This window comes from Flavobacterium sp. CG_9.10, assembly GCF_015752245.1.
Classification (GTDB): domain Bacteria; phylum Bacteroidota; class Bacteroidia; order Flavobacteriales; family Flavobacteriaceae; genus Flavobacterium.
Map to the genome: position 1 here is coordinate 214703 of NZ_JADOVD010000005.1, position 19807 is coordinate 234509.

A 19807-nucleotide genomic window follows, 5' to 3' on the forward strand; every position below is an offset into this window, starting at 1 on the left:
TTTTGAACTTGATACAATCTATTAAATTGCTAATGTTTTACAAGCAGTGCTTGTATGGGATTTATTGAAAGTGTAAGAAATCATAAATTTTAAAAAAGAGTCAATTTGTTATTGACTCTTTTTTTGTGTGAAGGATAGTAGTGAAAATCCTTTTACGAAGCCTTGCGGAGTACAAGATTGCAACGAATAGCCTGACGGCAAAACGGAATGTTGTTTTGGAATTAAATAGTGTATTTGCCGGCACACCAAAAATAAATTGACAATTCATAAGTCATAAGTCAAAATAATGTTTACTTTTGCACACTTAAAGAAAGGGGGTGTCTATATTATGTTAATTATACCAATTAAAGACGGAGAAAATATCGATAGAGCGTTAAAACGCTACAAAAGAAAATTTGATAAAACAGGAACTGTTCGTCAACTAAGAGCACGTACTGCTTTTATTAAGCCTTCAGTTACAAATAGAATCAAAATTCAAAAAGCGGCTTATATCCAAAATATGAGAGATAACTTAGAGAGTTAGTCAATATCTATTAAAATAAATTACCGTTAGTCATTAAAAGTTTTATAACTTTGATGCTAACGGTTTTTTTATGAATACTAAAGACGCATTTCGAGATTATCTACAATTGGAGAAAAAATATTCTCCACATACCGTAAATGCGTATTTGAATGATTTAATATACTTCGAAACATTCAACAAACTTCATTTTAATCAGGAAAACGTTGAGCAGGTGAATTACAGCCAAATTAGAAATTGGATTGTTTCGCTTGTGGATGCTAATTTGTCAAATGTCTCCGTCAATAGAAAAATTGCTTCCCTAAAAGCATTTTATAAATTTCTATTGAAAATAAAACAGATAGATGTCAGTCCTTTGTTAAAGCATAAAGCGCTTAAGACTCCAAAGATATTGCAAATTCCGTTTTCTGAAAAAGAAGTATTGGATGTGTTAGTCCATATGCAAAGTCCTGTAGGTTTTGAAGAAATTAGAAATAAGCTTATCATAGATTTATTTTACACTACAGGAATGCGTAGAACGGAGTTGATTCACATTAAAATTAGCAATGTTAATTTGTCTGGTCATACAATCAAGGTGCTTGGTAAAAGAAATAAAGAAAGAATACTTCCCGTTTTGCCAATAATTACAGAGCAATTCTCGTTGTATGTAAGAGAGCGATTGTGTCTGGAATCCATTGTTGATAGTGAATATTTTTTTCTCACAAAAAAAGGGTTAAAATTAAACGATTCCTTTGTGTATCGATTAATAAATACCTACTTTAGTACAGTGTCAGAGAAGGTAAAAAAAAGCCCGCATATATTGAGGCATACGTTTGCAACTCATTTATTAAACAATGGGGCCGATTTAAATTCAGTGAAAGAATTGTTAGGTCATTCAAGTCTGGCATCAACTCAAATTTATACGCATAACAGTTTGTCTGAACTAAAAAAAGTGTACCAAGAGACGCATCCAAGGAATAAAAAATAATTCATGAAGTGTTTAACTATTAAAAAAAATGATTATGAAGGTAAGTATTCATGCAGTTAACTTTACAGTTGACAAAAAGCTAGTAGATTTTGTTCAAGAAAGAATGGATAAATTAGAAAAGTACTATGACAAAGTAGTATCAGCAGATGTTTTTTTGAAAGTTGAAAAGACAAGTGTTAAGGAAAATAAATGTGCCGAGATAAAATTAAATATTCCAGGCGATGATTTTTTGGTGAAAAAGCAGTGCAAAACTTTTGAAGAGGCGGTGGATCTTTCGATAGAATCTCTGGAGCGATTATTGGTAAAAAAGAAAGAAAAAATAAGAGAGCAGATATAATATGAATTTTTTATTAAAAAATGTTTTGATTGAGAGATAAAATCTATACATTTGCAGTCCGTTAGAAATAGCGGACTTTTTTTGTTGATTTTGCCAGCGTAGCTCAGTTGGCTAGAGCAGCTGATTTGTAATCAGCAGGTCGTGGGTTCGAGTCCCTCCGCCGGCTCAAAATAAAACTGAGGTTTTGATAGGTTGAAATAAAATAAGAAAAGAGGGGAGATACTCAAGCGGCCAACGAGGGCAGACTGTAAATCTGCTGTGTAAACTTCGCAGGTTCGAATCCTGCTCTCCCCACAAATTTAGATTTGAAAATCTAAAGTTTAAAACTCTGCCGGTGTAGCTCAGGGGTAGAGTGCTTCCTTGGTAAGGAAGAGGTCTCGGGTTCAATTCCCGACATTGGCTCAAGTAAGTAGGAGATTGAAATTAAATATATAACTAGATTAAAAATTAAGTAAAATGGCAAAAGAAACCTTTAACCGTAACAAGCCCCACTTAAACATTGGTACAATTGGGCACGTGGATCACGGAAAAACTACATTAACTGCAGCGATAACTAAAGTGTTATCTGATGCTGGTTACTGTCAAGCAAAATCATTTGATCAAATTGATAATGCACCAGAAGAAAAAGAAAGAGGTATTACAATTAATACATCACACGTTGAGTATGAAACTGCTAATCGTCATTACGCTCACGTTGACTGTCCAGGTCACGCGGATTACGTAAAGAACATGGTTACTGGAGCTGCTCAAATGGATGGTGCTATTCTTGTTGTTGCTGCTACTGATGGACCAATGCCACAAACACGTGAGCATATCCTTTTAGGTCGTCAGGTTGGTATTCCTAGAATGGTTGTATTCATGAATAAAGTGGATATGGTTGATGATGAGGAATTACTTGAATTAGTTGAGATGGAAATCAGAGACTTGTTATCTTTCTATGAATATGATGGAGATAATGGTCCAGTTGTTCAAGGTTCTGCTTTAGGTGGATTGAACAATGATCCAGTTTGGGTACCAAAAATTCTTGAATTGATGGAAGCTGTAGATTCTTGGATCGAAGAGCCAATAAGAGATGTTGCAAAACCTTTCTTAATGCCTGTTGAAGATGTATTCTCAATTACTGGTCGTGGAACTGTTGCTACAGGTCGTATCGAAACAGGAGTTGCTAATACAGGAGATCCAGTTGAAATCATTGGTATGGGAGCTGAAAAATTAACTTCTACTATTACTGGAGTTGAGATGTTCCGTAAAATCCTTGATAGAGGAGAAGCTGGAGATAACGTAGGTATTCTTTTAAGAGGTATTCAAAAAGAAGACATCAAAAGAGGAATGGTTATTTGTAAGCCAGGTTCAGTTAAACCACACGCTACTTTTAAAGCGGAGGTTTATATCTTGAAAAAAGAAGAAGGTGGTCGTCACACACCATTTCACAATAATTACCGTCCACAGTTTTACGTACGTACAACTGACGTAACAGGTATCATTACTTTGCCAGCAGGTGTAGAAATGGTTATGCCTGGGGATAACTTAACTATTGATGTAGTATTGCTTAGTGCAATTGCATTAAATGTTGGTTTACGTTTTGCTATCCGTGAAGGTGGTAGAACAGTAGGTGCTGGTCAGGTAACTGAGATAGTAGCTTAATCCTATTAAATAAATTATAAAGCCAGTGACGCCTAGGTTGTTGCTGGCTTTTAACAAACGGGCGTAGTTCAAGGGTAGAATAGCGGTCTCCAAAACCGTTGATGGGGGTTCGAATCCCTCCGCCCGTGCAAATAAACTAAATCATAATGGCAAAAGTTGTTAATTATATATCGGATGCATTCGAAGAATTAAAGTCAAATGTAACTTGGCCTGAGTGGGCTGAAGTACAACGTCTAACAATTATTGTGGCTGTCTTTTCAGTAGTATTCGCTTTGGCAACATGGGGAGTTGATGAAATTTTCGCCAAAGCCTTAGCTGGATTTTTTAACTGGATAAAAGCATAATTTTTGTTATGGCAGATAATAGTATAAAAAAGTGGTATGTCGTTAGAGCAGTAAGTGGACAAGAGAATAAAGTGAAAGCATACATCGAAACTGAGATCGCAAGATTAGGGATGGGTGATTATGTTTCGCAAGTTCTGGTTCCTACTGAAAAAGTGGTTACTGTTAAGGAAGGGAAAAAAATAATCAAGGATAAAGTTTATTTTCCTGGTTACGTAATGATTGAAGCAAACCTAATTGGAGAAATACCTCATATTATTAAGTCTATAACAAGTGTTATTGGTTTTTTAGGTGAAACCAAAAATGGTGAGCCTGTTCCATTGAGAGTTTCTGAAGTCAACAGAATGTTAGGTAAAGTGGATGAGTTGGCTGTTAATACGGACACTCGTTCTATCCCATTCAATATAGGAGAAACTATAAAAGTTGTTGATGGTCCATTTAACGGTTTCAACGGTACCGTTGAAAAAATAAATGAAGAAAAGCGTAAACTTGAAGTAATGGTTAAGATTTTCGGAAGAAAAACACCATTAGAATTAAGTTTTATGCAAGTTGAAAAAGTATAATTTTTGTTACATCTATAATATCCATCATAATCGCTTCCAATGATTATGGTGTTAAATTTTTTAAAAAATGGCTAAAGAAATTAGTAAGGTAGTTAAACTACAAGTTAAGGGAGGTGCTGCGAATCCATCGCCACCGGTTGGACCTGCTTTAGGAGCTGCTGGGGTAAACATCATGGAGTTTTGCAAGCAATTTAATGCTAGAACTCAAGATAAACCCGGCAAAATATGCCCAGTACAAATTACTGTGTATAAAGACAAATCATTTGATTTTGTTGTAAAAACTCCTCCAGCAGCAGTTCAGTTAATGGAAGCTGCAAAGCTAAAATCTGGTTCTGGTGAGCCTAATCGTAAAAAAGTAGCTAGTGTTACTTGGGAACAAATTAGAGCTATTGCTGAAGACAAGATGCCAGACTTAAATGCATTCACTATGGAGTCTGCAATGAGTATGGTTGCTGGAACAGCTAGATCTATGGGTATAACTGTATCAGGAGATTCTCCTTTTTAATTAAGAGAAAGACATGGCAAAATTGACAAAAAAGCAAAAAGAGGCTGCTTCAAAAATTGAAAAGAACAAACTATATTCTCTTAAAGATGCTGCGGCATTGATAAAAGTAGTTGCTTCTGCAAAATTTGATGAGTCTGTTGATATCGCAGTTCGTTTGGGTGTAGATCCAAGAAAAGCGAATCAAATGGTTAGAGGTGTGGTAACATTACCTCATGGAACTGGTAAAGACGTTAAAGTATTAGCATTGGTTACTCCAGACAAAGAAGCGGAAGCTTTGGCAGCAGGAGCGGACTTTGTAGGTCTTGACGATTATTTACAAAAAATCAAAGACGGTTGGACAGATGTTGATGTAATCATCACGATGCCTTCTGTTATGGGTAAATTAGGTCCATTAGGTCGTATATTAGGACCTAGAGGTTTAATGCCTAACCCTAAAACAGGTACTGTAACTATGGATGTTGCAAAAGCTGTTGCAGAGGTAAAAGCTGGTAAAATTGACTTTAAAGTTGATAAAACTGGTATAGTGCATGCAGGAATTGGTAAAGTTTCTTTTGGAACTGAACAAATTATTGACAATGCTCACGAAATTATTCAAACATTAATCAAACTTAAACCAACTGCGGCTAAAGGAACTTACATCAAAAGTATTTACCTAACTAGCACAATGAGTCCTGCAATTGCATTGGATCCTAAAGCAGTATAATTGGTAGTTAAAAATTTTTAGTATGACTAGAGAAGAAAAATCAATCGCGATTGAAGTTTTAACTGCACAGTTAGCCGGTACAAACATTGTTTATGTATCTGATATTTCTGGAATGAATGCAGAAACTACTTCAAACTTGAGAAGAGCTTGTTTTAAAGCAGGTATTAAATTAGAGGTTGTAAAGAACACTTTGCTTGCAAAAGCAATGGAAGCTTCTGATAAAGAATTTGGTGAGCTTCCATCTGTATTGACTGGAAACAGCGCTATCTTCATTTCGGAGATTGCTAATGCACCTGGAAAAATAATTAAAGATTTCAGAAAAAAGTCGGCTACACCTATATTAAAGGGAGCTTATGTTAATGCTGAAGTTTATATTGGAGATGATCAATTAGATGCATTAGCAACTATTAAATCTAAAGAAGAGCTTATCGGCGAAATCATTGGATTGCTTCAATCACCAGCTCAAAGAGTTATTTCTGCTCTTCAAAACCAATTCGCAAAAAGCGAAGAGGCTTCAGAAGAAGTAGAAGCATAATAAAAATAGAGTTTTGCTCTAGTTTTTATTTAAAAAAGCGCACAATAAATAAATTATATTTTTACAAATCATTTTAAAACGATAGAAAAAATGGCAGATTTGAAACAATTCGCAGAACAATTAGTTAACCTTACAGTAAAAGAAGTTAACGAATTAGCAACAATATTAAAAGATGAATACGGTATCGAACCAGCTGCTGCAGCTGTAGTAGTTTCTGGTGGTGGTGAAGCTGCTGCTGAAGATGTTCAAACAGAATTTACAGTGGTATTAAAAGCAGCAGGTGCTTCTAAATTAGCAGTTGTAAAATTAGTTAAAGAACTTACAGGTTTAGGTTTGAAAGAAGCTAAAGATGTAGTTGATAGCGCACCAAGTAATGTAAAAGAAGGTGTTTCTAAAGAAGAAGCTGAAGGGCTTAAAAAATCTTTAGAAGAAGCTGGAGCTGAGGTTGAGCTTAAATAGTTTAACTCTTTTTGAGAACTAGGTTTAGGTCTTTGGATATATATCCAAGACCTAAACCATTTTTCGTATAACAAAAGTCTACCTTGTATAAGTACATATTAGTCTTTTAAAATAATTCATTTTACCCATTACGAGGAAAAAAAATTAACAGATAATAAGAAAGTAGTTATCTTAAATTGGTTTTTAAAGATGTAATGGTTGTAAAAGAAAAGTGTAAATAAACAATATTTACACAAAAAAATTACTTTTTTAATCAAAATTTTGTCAATTGATGCTAACAAATCAGACTGAAAGATTGAATTTTGCCTCTACTAAAAATATTCCTGACTATCCAGATTTTCTAGATGTTCAGGTTAAATCGTTTAAAGATTTTTTTCAATTAGAAACTAAATCTGACGAAAGAGGCGACGAAGGGCTTTACAATACCTTCATGGAAAACTTCCCTATTACTGATACAAGAAACAATTTTGTATTAGAATTTCTTGATTATTTTGTAGATCCCCCACGTTACACAATTCAAGAATGTATAGAAAGAGGTCTTACTTATAGTGTGCCTTTAAAAGCAAGGTTAAAACTGTATTGTACAGATCCAGAACATGAGGATTTTGAAACAATTGTTCAAGATGTATATCTTGGTACGATTCCTTATATGACACCAAGCGGTACCTTTGTTATTAATGGTGCTGAGCGTGTAGTTGTTTCTCAATTACACAGATCACCAGGTGTTTTCTTTGGTCAATCATTCCATGCAAATGGAACAAAATTATATTCTGCTAGGGTAATTCCTTTTAAAGGTTCTTGGATAGAATTTTCTACAGATATAAACAGCGTAATGTATGCTTATATTGACAGAAAGAAAAAATTACCTGTAACTACTTTATTCCGTGCAATTGGATTCGAAAGAGACAAGGATATCCTAGAGATTTTCGATCTTGCAGAGGAAATTAAAGTATCTAAAACAGGACTTAAAAAATATATCGGTAGAAAATTAGCTGCTCGTGTATTGAATACATGGCATGAAGATTTCGTAGATGAAGATACTGGTGAAGTAGTTTCTATCGAACGTAACGAAATAATCCTTGATAGAGATACAATTATCGATAAAGATAATGTGGAAGAAATCATTGATTCTAACGTTAAATCTATTTTGTTGCATAAGGAAGATGCTAATCAAGGGGATTATGCCATCATTCACAATACGCTTCAAAAAGATCCAACAAATTCTGAAAAAGAAGCTGTTGAGCATATCTACAGACAATTGCGTAACGCAGAACCGCCTGATGAAGAAACTGCTCGTGGTATTATAGATAAATTATTCTTCTCTGATCAACGTTACAACTTAGGTGAAGTAGGTCGTTATAGAATGAATAAAAAACTTGGTTTAGATATTCCAATGGAAAAGCAAGTGCTTACCAAAGAAGATATCATTACCATTGTAAAATATTTGATTGAATTAATCAACTCTAAAGCAGAGATTGATGATATTGATCACTTATCAAACCGTCGTGTTAGAACAGTTGGAGAACAATTGTCTCAACAATTCGGTGTTGGTTTAGCTCGTATGGCCAGAACCATTAGAGAGCGTATGAACGTTAGAGATAACGAGGTGTTTACACCAATAGATTTGATTAATGCTAAAACATTATCATCTGTTATCAACTCTTTCTTTGGAACAAACCAGTTGTCTCAGTTTATGGATCAAACGAATCCACTAGCGGAGATAACACACAAGAGAAGATTATCTGCACTAGGACCAGGTGGACTTTCGAGAGAAAGAGCAGGTTTTGAGGTACGTGACGTTCACTATACGCATTACGGACGTTTATGTCCAATTGAAACTCCAGAGGGACCAAACATTGGTTTGATTTCATCTCTAGGTGTTTATGCTAAAGTAAACGGAATGGGTTTCATCGAAACGCCTTACCGTAAAGTAACTAATGGAACTGTAGATTTAGTTTCTACTCCAGTTTACTTAAGCGCAGAAGAAGAAGAAGGAATGATGATTGCTCAGGCAAACATTCAAATGGATGCTACTGGAAAAATTACTGCCGAAGACGTAATTGCACGTCAAGAAGGTGATTTCCCAGTAATTGAACCAACAAGAGTAGATTATACCGATGTTGCTCCAAACCAAATTGCTTCTATCTCAGCTTCTTTGATTCCTTTCTTAGAACATGATGATGCGAATAGAGCCTTGATGGGATCTAACATGATGCGTCAGGCCGTACCATTAATTCGTCCTGAAGCTCCAATTGTTGGAACTGGTTTAGAGCGTCAAGTTGCTTCTGATTCTAGAGTTTTAATTAACTCAGAAGGAGATGGAGTTATTGAATATGTAGATGCAAATATTATCACTATCAAATACGATCGTTCTGAGGAAGAAAGAATGGTAAGTTTTGAGCCTGATGAAAAAACATACAATCTAATTAAATTTAGAAAAACCAATCAAGGTACAAGTATCAATCTAAAACCTATCGTTAGAAAAGGGGATAGAGTGGTTCCTGGACAAGTATTGTCAGAAGGTTATGCGACTCAAAATGGTGAATTAGCTTTAGGTAGAAACCTCAAAGTTGCATTTATGCCATGGAAAGGATACAACTTTGAGGATGCGATTGTAATTTCTGAAAAAGTAGTTCGTGACGATATTTTTACCTCTATTCACGTTGATGATTATTCATTAGAAGTTAGAGATACTAAATTAGGTAACGAAGAATTAACGAATGATATACCAAACGTTTCTGAAGAAGCTACTAAAGATTTAGATGAAAATGGTATGATTAGAATTGGAGCCGAGGTTAAACCTGGTGATATTCTTATCGGAAAAATTACTCCAAAAGGGGAATCAGATCCTACTCCGGAAGAAAAATTGCTTCGTGCAATCTTCGGGGATAAAGCAGGTGATGTGAAAGATGCTTCGTTAAAAGCATCACCATCTTTACACGGTGTTGTTTTAGATAAAAAATTGTTCGCAAGAGCAGTAAAAGATAAACGTAAACGTACACAAGACAAGGATGCTTTAGGAGCGCTTGAAATGGAGTTTGAAGTTAAATTTGTTGAATTGAAAGACAAATTAGTTGAAAAACTTTTCTTGATTGTAAACGGAAAAACCTCTCAAGGTGTAATGAATGATTTGGGTGAAGAAGTTTTACCAAAAGGTAAAAAATATACTCAAAAAATGCTTTATGCTGTTGAAGATTTTGCTCACTTAAGTAAAGGTCAATGGGTTGCTGATGATGCAACTAATAAAATGGTTAATGATTTAATTCATAACTATAAAATTAAATTGAACGATTTACAAGGGGCATTACGTAGAGAGAAATTCACAATTACAGTTGGTGATGAATTGCCAGCAGGAATTTTGAAATTAGCTAAAATTTATATTGCTAAGAAACGTAAACTGAAAGTTGGGGATAAAATGGCAGGACGTCACGGTAACAAAGGTATTGTTGCTCGTATTGTTCGTCATGAAGATATGCCTTTCCTTGAAGACGGAACGCCAGTTGATATCGTGTTGAACCCATTAGGTGTACCTTCGCGTATGAACATTGGTCAGATTTATGAAACAGTTCTTGGTTGGGCTGGACAGAATTTGGGTAGAAAATTTGCTACACCAATTTTTGACGGAGCAACTTTAGACCAAATTAATGAATTGACTGACGAAGCTGGAGTGCCACGTTTTGGACATACACATTTATATGATGGTGGTACAGGAGAGCGTTTCCATCAAGCGGCAACAGTAGGAGTTATCTACATGTTGAAACTTGGACATATGGTTGACGATAAAATGCACGCACGTTCTATAGGTCCATACTCGTTGATTACTCAACAACCACTTGGGGGTAAAGCTCAATTTGGAGGCCAACGTTTTGGAGAGATGGAAGTTTGGGCACTTGAGGCTTATGGAGCATCAAGTACGCTGAGAGAAATCTTGACTGTGAAGTCTGATGATGTTATCGGTAGAGCTAAAACTTACGAAGCAATCGTTAAGGGTGAATCTATGCCAGAACCAGGATTACCTGAATCATTCAACGTATTAATGCATGAATTGAAAGGTCTTGGACTTGACATTCGTTTAGAAGAATAAATAATAATTTGTCACTGTAGAGACGCGATTATTCGCGTCTCTACTTTGGCATTTATAAAGGTTTTTAGGATTTATACCCGTAACCCGTTCCGATTTTTTATTTAAACCAATAGGTTTTGTAAATAGCACTTCAAAATTTTTATTTGAAGTTTAGAGAAGTAATTCGAGGTACTGTTAATAGTCGCAAGTCAAATGTATTAAAGTCTTAAAGTCGTCAGCGGCTTTCGACCTTCGACTTTCAAACTTTCGACTTAAACAAGAATCAATTTTTAATTGCAAATAAATCAATAGTAAAAACTATGATGAATAATAGAAATAATAACAATAAAGATAAAAACCCTGTAAAAAGGTTTAATAAAATCTCAATAGGACTTGCTTCTCCTGAATCTATCTTGAAAGAATCAAGAGGTGAAGTATTAAAGCCTGAAACTATCAACTACAGAACGCACAAACCAGAGCGTGATGGACTTTTCTGTGAACGTATTTTCGGACCAGTAAAAGATTTTGAATGTGCTTGTGGTAAATATAAAAGAATACGTTACAAAGGAATCATCTGTGACCGTTGTGGTGTTGAAGTTACTGAGAAAAAAGTACGTAGAGACAGAGTAGGTCACATCAATCTTGTTGTGCCAATTGCTCATATCTGGTATTTCCGTTCTCTTCCAAATAAAATTGGTTATATCCTTGGACTTCCTTCTAAGAAATTAGACATGATTATCTACTACGAAAGATACGTAGTAATCCAAGCAGGTATCGCTAAAAATGCAGAAGGTGAATCAGTACAAAGATTAGACTTTTTGACAGAAGAAGAATATTTAAATATTTTAGACACTCTTCCTGCTGACAACCAGTATCTTGATGATTTTGATCCTAATAAATTTGTTGCCAAAATGGGAGCAGAGTGTATTATGGATTTATTAGCAAGAATTGATTTAGATCAATTGTCTTACCAATTGAGACATAACGCTAATAATGAAACGTCTAAACAACGTAAAACGGAAGCATTAAAAAGGTTACAAGTTGTGGAATCTTTCCGTGAGTCTAACTTGAACCGTGAGAATCGTCCTGAATGGATGATTATGAAAGTGGTACCAGTTATTCCACCAGAATTACGTCCACTTGTGCCACTTGATGGAGGTCGTTTTGCAACTTCAGATTTGAATGATTTATACCGTCGTGTAATTATACGTAACAACCGTTTGAAAAGATTAATGGAGATTAAAGCTCCAGAAGTTATCTTAAGAAACGAAAAACGTATGTTGCAGGAATCTGTAGATTCACTTTTCGATAATACTCGTAAAGCATCTGCAGTAAAAACAGAATCAAACAGACCATTAAAATCTTTATCTGATTCCCTTAAAGGTAAACAAGGACGTTTCCGTCAAAATTTACTTGGAAAACGTGTGGATTATTCTGCTCGTTCGGTAATTGTTGTTGGACCTGAATTGAAATTATCTGAGTGTGGTATCCCTAAAGATATGGCTGCCGAATTATACAAACCTTTCGTTATCCGTAAATTGATAGAAAGAGGAATTGTAAAAACGGTAAAATCAGCTAAGAAAATAATAGATAAGAAAGAGCCTGTAGTTTGGGATATCCTTGAAAATGTAATCAAAGGTCACCCAATATTACTGAATCGTGCTCCTACTTTGCACAGATTAGGTATCCAAGCATTTCAACCAAAATTAATTGAAGGAAAAGCAATCCAATTGCACCCTTTAGTTTGTACTGCATTTAATGCGGATTTTGATGGGGATCAAATGGCAGTTCACTTACCGTTAGGACCAGAAGCTATTTTGGAAGCTCAATTGTTAATGTTGGGTTCTCACAATATCTTGAATCCTGCAAATGGTGCTCCAATTACGGTACCTTCTCAGGATATGGTTTTGGGTCTATATTATATGACCAAAGAACGTTTATCAACTCCTGAGCTTAAGATTTTAGGAGAAGGAATCACTTTTTATTCTGCTGAAGAAGTAAATATTGCTTTGAATGAAGGTAGATTAGAATTGAATGCTTCTGTAAGAATTAGAGCAAAACACTTTAATGAAGCAGGTGACTTAGTTTACCAAATCATAAAAACAACTGCAGGACGTGTATTATTTAATGAAGTAGTACCGGAAGCAGCTGGATATATCAATGATGTATTGACTAAGAAAAATCTTAGAGACATTATTGGACACGTTTTAAGTTCTACTGATGTGCCTACAACTGCTGCTTTCTTGGATAACATGAAAGACATGGGTTACAAATTTGCCTTTAAAGGTGGTTTGTCATTCTCACTTGGAGACATTAGAATTCCAGAACAAAAACCAAAATTAATTGCAGACGCCAGAGAACAAGTTCAAGGGATTTCTGCTAATTATAACATGGGTCTTATTACTAATAACGAACGTTACAACCAAGTTATTGATGTTTGGACTTCAGCGAATGCTCAACTTACAGAATTAGCAATGAAAAACATTAGAGAAGACCAACAAGGTTTCAACTCTGTGTATATGATGCTTGATTCTGGAGCGAGGGGTTCCAAAGAACAAATTCGTCAGTTAACCGGTATGCGTGGTTTGATGGCTAAGCCAAAAAAATCTACTGCTGGTGGTGGTGAAATTATTGAAAACCCGATTCTTTCTAATTTTAAAGAAGGTCTTTCTATCCTTGAGTACTTTATTTCTACTCACGGTGCGCGTAAAGGTCTTGCGGATACGGCATTGAAAACTGCCGATGCAGGATATTTAACAAGAAGATTGCATGATGTATCTCAAGATGTTATTGTTAACATCGATGATTGTGGTACACTTAGAGGTGTTGAAGTTTCAGCATTGAAGAAAAATGAAGAAATAGTTGAAACTTTAGGAGAAAGAATTTTAGGACGTGTTGCATTGCAAGACATAATTAATCCTTTAACTAATGATATTCTTGTACGTTCAGGCGAGCAAATCACTGAAGCATTGATGAAACAAATTGAAGCTTCTCCAATTGAGAAAGTAGAAGTTCGTTCACCACTTGTTTGTGAAGCATTGAAAGGTATTTGTGCAAAATGTTACGGTAGAAATTTAGCTACTGGAAAAATGACACAAAGAGGAGAAGCTGTTGGTGTTATTGCAGCTCAATCTATTGGAGAACCAGGAACACAGTTAACATTACGTACATTCCACGTTGGAGGGGTTGCGGGTGGTATATCTGAAGAGTCAAGTATCGTTACCAAATTTAATGGTAAACTTGAAATTGAAGATTTAAAAACTGTTAAAGGAGAAGATAGTGAAGGTAATGCAGTTGATATTGTAGTATCTCGTTCTACGGAATTGAAATTAATTGATGAAAGAACAGGTATTTTATTAAGTACTAATAATATTCCTTACGGTTCAAGTATCTTCGTTAAAGACGGTCAGTCGGTTGTTAAAGGAGATGTAATCTGTAAATGGGATCCATATAATGGAGTTATCGTTTCTGAATTTACCGGTAAAATTGCTTACGAAGAATTAGAGCAAGGTCAATCATTCATGGTTGAAATTGATGAGCAAACTGGTTTCCAAGAAAAAGTAATTTCTGAATCAAGAGCTAAAAAATTAATTCCAACTTTATTGGTTTACGGTAAAGACAATGAATTAATTCGTTCTTATAACTTACCAGTTGGAGCCCACTTGATGGTTGAAAACGGGGAGAAAATTAAAGCAGGTAAAGTATTGGTAAAAATCCCTCGTCGTTCTTCTAAATCAGGAGATATTACAGGAGGTTTACCAAGAATTACAGAGTTGTTAGAAGCTCGTAATCCTTCAAACCCAGCTGTTGTTTCTGAGATTGATGGTGTTGTTTCTTTTGGAAAAATCAAAAGAGGTAACCGTGAGATCGTTATCGAATCTAAATTTGGTGATGTTAGAAAATACTTGGTTAAATTATCAAGCCAAATTCTAGTTCAAGAAAATGACTTCGTAAGAGCAGGTGTACCATTATCTGATGGAGCAATTACTCCAGATGATATTTTAAGAATTCAAGGACCAGCAGCTGTTCAACAGTATTTGGTAAATGAAATTCAAGAAGTATACCGTCTACAAGGGGTAAAAATCAACGACAAACACTTTGAAGTAGTAATACGTCAAATGATGCGTAAAGTAAGAGTACAGGATCCAGGTGATACTTTATTCTTAGAAGATCAATTAATTCACACTAAAGATTTTATCGTTCAAAATGATAAATTATACGGTATGAAAGTAGTTGAAGATGCTGGAGATTCTAGTGCATTGAAAGAAGGTCAAATTATTACGCCTCGTGAATTGCGTGATGAAAACTCTCTATTGAAACGTACAGATAAAAATCTTGTTGTGGCTCGTGAAGTAGTTACTGCAACTGCAACACCAGTTTTACAAGGTATTACAAGAGCGTCGCTTCAAACAAAATCGTTTATTTCTGCTGCATCGTTCCAGGAAACTACTAAAGTATTGAATGAAGCTGCAGTTGCAGGTAAAATCGATTACTTAGAAGGATTGAAAGAAAATGTAATTGTTGGTCATAGAATTCCTGCCGGAACTGGTATGAGAGAATATGATAATACAATTGTAGGTTCAAAAGAAGATTATAATGATATGATGGCTAATAAAGAAGAATATATTTATTAAGGTATGAGTAATTCTAATCAACAACAAGAGCAAATCAACATTGAATTGGATGAAAAAACTGCCGAAGGAATTTATTCCAACTTGGCAATAATCAATCATTCTTCTTCAGAATTTGTTTTAGATTTTGTAAGTATTATGCCTGGTATTCCTAAGGCTAAAGTAAAATCAAGAATTGTCTTGACACCGCAACACGCCAAAAGGTTACTGAAGGCTATTGGAGAAAATATTCACCGTTTTGAAGTCGCTCATGGCGAAATAAAAGACACAGAACAACCTCCGATTCCTCTTAATTTTGGTCCTGCAGGACAAGCTTAATTGTAATAGAATAATAGAAAAGGCTTCCGCAACAGTGGAAGCCTTTTTTTTTGTGCCAATTTTTTTCGGATGTTCTTGTCATCTGTGAATTGCTTTTTCTAAAGCCAAATAGTTTTGGTTTGTTTAATTTTTACAGGAATACATCGAGAATTATCATGTAAAAAATACACATTTTGCAGTTTAACGGATAAAAAAGTTGTTCATCGGAAATATTTTTTACTAGTGCATTTAAGTTCTAGTTTCGCTCAAAATAATAGATGACAATCATCTTTTGTAAAAAAATAATATATTCCATGAACAACTTTTCTAAACAAAACAATAATAATAAAATCACAACTATCTTTATAATGGTGGTGTTTGCTTTATTTTGTAATGTTTCTGTTTTTAGTCAAACTAAAAATGAAGTTGTGAATACTACGCTTGAAGTAAATACTATCGCAAAACAAGAAAACACTTCAAATATGAATTTTGTGCTTTGGTTTATGGGTTCTAAACAAGATCCTAATAGAACGATAACAACAGAAGGAATCAATACTAAGAAACAAGTTATGACTTCTGGAATGGCTCCGAATCGTTTGTTAATTAAAGCATTTTTGAAAAAAGCAATCAATTTAGAAAGCACAATTGCATAAGTTTCAGGTTCAAGAAACTATATAAAACATAAAAAAAACGCTAATTGTGAAATTAGCGTTTTTTTTAAGAAATGATATTTCGAATATTATTCAAACTCCGATGTGAAATACAATTTAACATTCGGATATTTATTCTGGGTCATTTGAATGGTAAAGTCAGAATCGGCAAGGAACACTAATTGCCCGTATTTATCGTGGGCCAAGAATTTCTGTTTGATTCTTCTAAATTCCTTAAATTCATCACTTTTTGGATCGTTAGGTTTTACCCAACACGCTTTGTGTACGGGAAAATTTTCATAAGTACATTTTGCACCATATTCATGTTCCAATCGATATTGAATAACCTCATATTGAAGCGCACCTACCGTTCCTATGATTTTACGGTTATTCATTTCCAGCGTAAACAATTGCGCAACACCTTCATCCATCAGCTGATCAATTCCTTTATCGAGTTGTTTAGCTTTCATTGGGTCCGCATTATTGATATACCTAAAATGCTCCGGAGAGAAACTTGGAATTCCTTTAAAACTCATGATTTCACCTTCGGTCAAAGTGTCTCCAATTTTAAAATTACCAGTGTCGTGTAAACCTACAATGTCACCAGGGTAGGATATATCGACAATCTCTTTCTTTTCGGCAAAAAAGGCATTCGGACTGGAAAATTTTAAATTCTTTTTTTGTCGAACATGGTAATACGGTTTATTTCTTTCGAAAGTCCCTGAAACAATTTTTATAAACGCTAATCGGTCTCTATGTTTAGGATCCATATTAGCATGGATTTTGAAAACAAAACCAGACATTTTCTCTTCTTTTGGGTCAACCAAACGTGTTTCAGATTCTTTTGGTCTTGGTGATGGAGCAATTTCAACAAAACAATCTAATAACTCTCTTACTCCAAAATTATTTAAAGCGGATCCGAAAAATACGGGTTGTAATTTTCCGTCCAAATAATCTTGACGATCAAATTTTGGATATACTTCATCAATTAATTCTAATTCTTCACGCAAAGTATCGGCTGGTTTTTGTCCGATAATTTTTTCCAATTCAGGATTTTTAACATCCGAAAAAGCGATAGTTTCTTCAATGTTTTTACGGTTATCACCACTAAATAAGTTGATGTTTTGTTCCCATAAATTGTAAATTCCTTGGAAATCATAACCCATTCCTATCGGAAAACTAAGAGGTGTAACTTTTAGCCCTAGTTTTTGCTCCACTTCGTCCATAAGATCAAAAGCATCCTTTCCTTCGCGGTCCATCTTATTGATGAATACAATAATTGGAATTTTGCGCAACCTACAAACCGCTACTAATTTCTCTGTTTGTTCCTCCACACCTTTGGCTACATCAATTACAACAATAACGCTATCAACGGCTGTCAAAGTTCTAAAAGTGTCCTCAGCGAAATCCTTGTGTCCGGGAGTATCGAGAATGTTTATCTTTTTGTTTTTATAATTGAATGCCAAAACAGATGTAGAAACCGAAATCCCTCTCTGACGTTCAATTTCCATAAAGTCACTGGTAGCGCCTTTTTTTATTTTGTTGTTTTTTACAGCACCCGCTTCTTGAATAGCACCACCAAAAAGGAGGAGTTTTTCAGTAAGTGTTGTTTTACCGGCATCAGGATGTGAGATAATCCCAAAAGTTCTTCTACGTTGTATTTCTTTTAAAAAGCTCATGTATAATATAAATAGTCTGCAAAAGTACTATTTATAAATGCCAATTAAAAATAGTATACTCTTAATTGCTTATGTGAATTTTGAATGCGGTAATGTGATAACTTTTAAATCAAAACTGATATTGTGAAGTTTTAAGATTAAAAAAAAAGAAGGCTGCCTTTTCAGACAGCCTCTAGAATATTTATATTTTACATATTGATAGACCAAACAGAATATCCGTTTGGCGGACACTGAATTTTTACCCATTTATCTGCTTGAGTTGTTGGTATCCAAGTTGAACTACCAGTAAAATCCTTAATTTGTGCATTGACCCAGTTAGTCTGAATCCATCTTTCCTGCCAAACGGATGAATTGTTAATGTAAACTACTAATCCCGGATTTCCATTATATCCATTTCTTCGTGCCACATACTCATCATTATCCGCATATAAAATTGAAGTTGTACCAGTTGCTTTGTTGTTATGAATCCAGATTAAGTTGTTTAATTTTGTTTTATTCAACCATTCTTCATAATCTCTGTAAAAAATAGTTGGATATCCTTCATGAGTTAAAATATAAGCATAAGCCAATTCTTTTTTCCAAATTTCATCTGTATCGTGGTTGGTAACGAAAGTAACCGCTTTGTAAGGGTTTCTTTTCCACATCATGTCATCATTCAACAGGGCAAGATTATTACCGTCAAAAGCATCATTCATTTTGTAATAACAAGCAAAATCAAAGACGGAACTGTTGGCATTATTTGCCCAATCATTCAATGTGTTTACGTTTGAATCCCATAATTCTCCAACGGAGAAACCACCAACGTTTGCATTCCAATTGTTGATGACCCATGAACCAAAACCTTTTACATAATCAAATCTCCATCCATCGAATTTCATAGTGTTTTTGTAATATTTACCTACGCCATCCGTTCTCAACCACAACCAATTCTGAACATTTGACGCGGCATGGCATAAATCAGGAAATCCTCCGAATGCACCTTCGTCGTTATTTCCGAAAGAGTTTTTGTAAAAATCGGCACTGGTTCTAGGGAATTTTCCAGAGGCTACACCCGTAAAATTAGTGTACGTTTGTGTTCCTGTAAAAGGGTTGTTTTCTAATTGACCTCCGCTATTGTGATTAATTACGATATCAGCATACACTTGCATGTTTTCAGTATGTGCTTTAGTAATTAAGCTTACTAATTCTGTTTTGGAACCAAAACGTGTTTCAATTGAGCCATTTTGATTATAATCTCCAAAATCAAAATAGTCAGTGGGGTCGTATCCCATAGAAAAGGCGCCATTCTGGGCTTTAGATGCTGGAGGTAACCAGATTGATCCAATTCCGGCATTTGACCATTCGGTCACTTTTGTGCCAACTGTATTCCACCAATTTCCACCGGCAGGGACATCCCAATAAAATGCCTGCATCATAACGCCTCCTCCAGGATTTGCAACATATTTTCCTGTTGCGGAAGTTGTTACTCCGGTACTGAACGGATGTCCATCATGATGGGTTACATTAATTACTTTGAATTGCGAAGCTGCTACTGTAGAATCTGTTACTGCATCATCATTTGAATTACACGAATAAAGGCCAATAAGTAATGCCGTTAATGCATAAATTTTAAAATTTTGCTTTTTCATAAACTTAATAATTTTAGTTAGGTAATAGATTTGGTTAATGGCGATTAGATAAAATAGGAGGACTTTATTTTTTTCTTTAATAAGTAATAGTGGTACTATTCTTTTTTATATTAAAATGAAAAAAAATATACTAAAAAAATAATTTTAATTTATTTTTTAGGTCTAATTTTAATTAAATTGCTAATTATTTATCATTGTTGTCCGATAAAAAAGAAGCCAAATTAATGGCTTCTTAAAATAATCGTAATTTAGAGTTGCAAAATTCAAATAACGATGGGTAAAAAT

At 34.7% G+C, this 19807-nt stretch carries 16 protein-coding genes and 4 tRNA genes; 18 read left to right on the plus strand and 2 right to left on the minus strand.

From position 1 onward, the window contains the following. Positions 1-328: 328 nt before the first annotated feature. From rpsU to IWX84_RS06360, 18 genes are all read left to right on the plus strand, one after another. The gene (gene rpsU / locus IWX84_RS06275) at positions 329-523 is read left to right on the plus strand and encodes a 30S ribosomal protein S21 (RefSeq protein ID WP_035670421.1); all 195 of its coding nucleotides are present in this window, start codon (positions 329-331) and stop codon (positions 521-523) included. A 70-nt stretch (positions 524-593) separates the two neighbouring features. Beyond that, positions 594-1487: a tyrosine-type recombinase/integrase gene (locus IWX84_RS06280; protein ID WP_196849890.1), complete on the plus strand. Its 894-nt coding sequence runs from the start codon at positions 594-596 to the stop codon at positions 1485-1487. A gap of 34 nt (positions 1488-1521) precedes the next feature. Beyond that, positions 1522-1824: a ribosome hibernation-promoting factor, HPF/YfiA family gene (hpf, locus tag IWX84_RS06285; RefSeq protein WP_196849891.1), complete on the plus strand. Its 303-nt coding sequence runs from the start codon at positions 1522-1524 to the stop codon at positions 1822-1824. 92 nt (positions 1825-1916) lie between these two features. Further along, positions 1917-1990 (plus strand) — tRNA-Thr (locus IWX84_RS06290). Positions 1991-2037: 47 nt separating this feature from the next. Continuing rightward, positions 2038-2118, plus strand: a tRNA-Tyr gene (locus IWX84_RS06295). 36 nt (positions 2119-2154) lie between these two features. Then, positions 2155-2226 (plus strand) — tRNA-Thr (locus IWX84_RS06300). Positions 2227-2280: 54 nt separating this feature from the next. Next, the gene (gene tuf, locus IWX84_RS06305; protein ID WP_196849892.1) at positions 2281-3468 is read left to right on the plus strand and encodes an elongation factor Tu; all 1188 of its coding nucleotides are present in this window, start codon (positions 2281-2283) and stop codon (positions 3466-3468) included. 57 nt (positions 3469-3525) lie between these two features. Beyond that, a tRNA-Trp gene (locus IWX84_RS06310) sits at positions 3526-3596 on the plus strand. An 18-nt stretch (positions 3597-3614) separates the two neighbouring features. After that, on the plus strand, positions 3615-3812 hold the full coding sequence (secE, locus tag IWX84_RS06315; protein ID WP_196849893.1) for a preprotein translocase subunit SecE: 198 nt from the start codon (positions 3615-3617) through the stop codon (positions 3810-3812). 8 nt (positions 3813-3820) lie between these two features. Next, a complete protein-coding gene (gene nusG / locus IWX84_RS06320) occupies positions 3821-4372 on the plus strand; it encodes a transcription termination/antitermination protein NusG (RefSeq protein WP_196849894.1) in 552 nt (183 codons plus the stop codon). 67 nt (positions 4373-4439) lie between these two features. Continuing rightward, positions 4440-4877, plus strand: coding sequence for a 50S ribosomal protein L11 (gene rplK, locus IWX84_RS06325; protein ID WP_035619182.1), 438 nt, complete (start codon positions 4440-4442; stop codon positions 4875-4877). A gap of 13 nt (positions 4878-4890) precedes the next feature. Then, positions 4891-5580 carry a 50S ribosomal protein L1 gene (gene rplA, locus IWX84_RS06330; RefSeq protein ID WP_066082291.1) on the plus strand — a complete coding sequence of 230 codons (690 nt, stop codon included), beginning with the start codon at positions 4891-4893 and terminating at the stop codon, positions 5578-5580. Positions 5581-5602: 22 nt separating this feature from the next. Then, on the plus strand, positions 5603-6115 hold the full coding sequence (rplJ, locus tag IWX84_RS06335) for a 50S ribosomal protein L10 (RefSeq protein ID WP_196849895.1): 513 nt from the start codon (positions 5603-5605) through the stop codon (positions 6113-6115). Positions 6116-6205: 90 nt separating this feature from the next. Further along, the gene (gene rplL, locus IWX84_RS06340) at positions 6206-6574 is read left to right on the plus strand and encodes a 50S ribosomal protein L7/L12 (protein WP_039109063.1); all 369 of its coding nucleotides are present in this window, start codon (positions 6206-6208) and stop codon (positions 6572-6574) included. Positions 6575-6845: 271 nt separating this feature from the next. Then, positions 6846-10658: a DNA-directed RNA polymerase subunit beta gene (rpoB, locus tag IWX84_RS06345; protein WP_196849896.1), complete on the plus strand. Its 3813-nt coding sequence runs from the start codon at positions 6846-6848 to the stop codon at positions 10656-10658. Positions 10659-10957: 299 nt separating this feature from the next. After that, on the plus strand, positions 10958-15271 hold the full coding sequence (gene rpoC / locus IWX84_RS06350) for a DNA-directed RNA polymerase subunit beta' (RefSeq protein ID WP_196849897.1): 4314 nt from the start codon (positions 10958-10960) through the stop codon (positions 15269-15271). A 3-nt stretch (positions 15272-15274) separates the two neighbouring features. After that, the gene (locus tag IWX84_RS06355; protein WP_196849898.1) at positions 15275-15586 is read left to right on the plus strand and encodes a DUF3467 domain-containing protein; all 312 of its coding nucleotides are present in this window, start codon (positions 15275-15277) and stop codon (positions 15584-15586) included. A 293-nt stretch (positions 15587-15879) separates the two neighbouring features. After that, positions 15880-16218: a hypothetical protein gene (locus IWX84_RS06360; protein WP_196849899.1), complete on the plus strand. Its 339-nt coding sequence runs from the start codon at positions 15880-15882 to the stop codon at positions 16216-16218. An 86-nt stretch (positions 16219-16304) separates the two neighbouring features. Here IWX84_RS06360 and IWX84_RS06365 read toward each other — a convergent pair whose 3' ends face one another. Then, positions 16305-17894 (minus strand): peptide chain release factor 3, encoded by a 1590-nt coding sequence (locus IWX84_RS06365; protein ID WP_196849900.1) that lies wholly within the window; start codon positions 17892-17894, stop codon positions 16305-16307. A gap of 188 nt (positions 17895-18082) precedes the next feature. Beyond that, a complete protein-coding gene (locus IWX84_RS06370; RefSeq protein ID WP_196849901.1) occupies positions 18083-19522 on the minus strand; it encodes an alpha-amylase in 1440 nt (479 codons plus the stop codon). Positions 19523-19807 lie beyond the last annotated feature (285 nt).

Excerpts from the sequence above, each read along its gene's own strand:
- rplJ (WP_196849895.1), top strand. The coding sequence starts at position 5,603 with ATGACTAGAGAAGAAAAATCAATCGCGATTGAAGTTTTAACTGCACAG.
- rplL (WP_039109063.1), top strand. The coding sequence starts at position 6,206 with ATGGCAGATTTGAAACAATTCGCAGAACAATTAGTTAACCTTACAGTA.
- rpoC (WP_196849897.1), top strand. The coding sequence starts at position 10,958 with ATGATGAATAATAGAAATAATAACAATAAAGATAAAAACCCTGTAAAA.
- hpf (WP_196849891.1), top strand. The coding sequence starts at position 1,522 with ATGAAGGTAAGTATTCATGCAGTTAACTTTACAGTTGACAAAAAGCTA.
- secE (WP_196849893.1), top strand. The coding sequence starts at position 3,615 with ATGGCAAAAGTTGTTAATTATATATCGGATGCATTCGAAGAATTAAAG.
- rpsU (WP_035670421.1), top strand. The coding sequence starts at position 329 with ATGTTAATTATACCAATTAAAGACGGAGAAAATATCGATAGAGCGTTA.
- IWX84_RS06355 (WP_196849898.1), top strand. The coding sequence starts at position 15,275 with ATGAGTAATTCTAATCAACAACAAGAGCAAATCAACATTGAATTGGAT.
- nusG (WP_196849894.1), top strand. The coding sequence starts at position 3,821 with ATGGCAGATAATAGTATAAAAAAGTGGTATGTCGTTAGAGCAGTAAGT.
- rplK (WP_035619182.1), top strand. The coding sequence starts at position 4,440 with ATGGCTAAAGAAATTAGTAAGGTAGTTAAACTACAAGTTAAGGGAGGT.
- IWX84_RS06280 (WP_196849890.1), top strand. The coding sequence starts at position 594 with ATGAATACTAAAGACGCATTTCGAGATTATCTACAATTGGAGAAAAAA.
- IWX84_RS06360 (WP_196849899.1), top strand. The coding sequence starts at position 15,880 with ATGAACAACTTTTCTAAACAAAACAATAATAATAAAATCACAACTATC.
- rplA (WP_066082291.1), top strand. The coding sequence starts at position 4,891 with ATGGCAAAATTGACAAAAAAGCAAAAAGAGGCTGCTTCAAAAATTGAA.
- IWX84_RS06370 (WP_196849901.1), bottom strand. The coding sequence starts at position 19,522 with ATGAAAAAGCAAAATTTTAAAATTTATGCATTAACGGCATTACTTATT.
- rpoB (WP_196849896.1), top strand. The coding sequence starts at position 6,846 with ATGCTAACAAATCAGACTGAAAGATTGAATTTTGCCTCTACTAAAAAT.
- tuf (WP_196849892.1), top strand. The coding sequence starts at position 2,281 with ATGGCAAAAGAAACCTTTAACCGTAACAAGCCCCACTTAAACATTGGT.
- IWX84_RS06365 (WP_196849900.1), bottom strand. The coding sequence starts at position 17,894 with ATGAGCTTTTTAAAAGAAATACAACGTAGAAGAACTTTTGGGATTATC.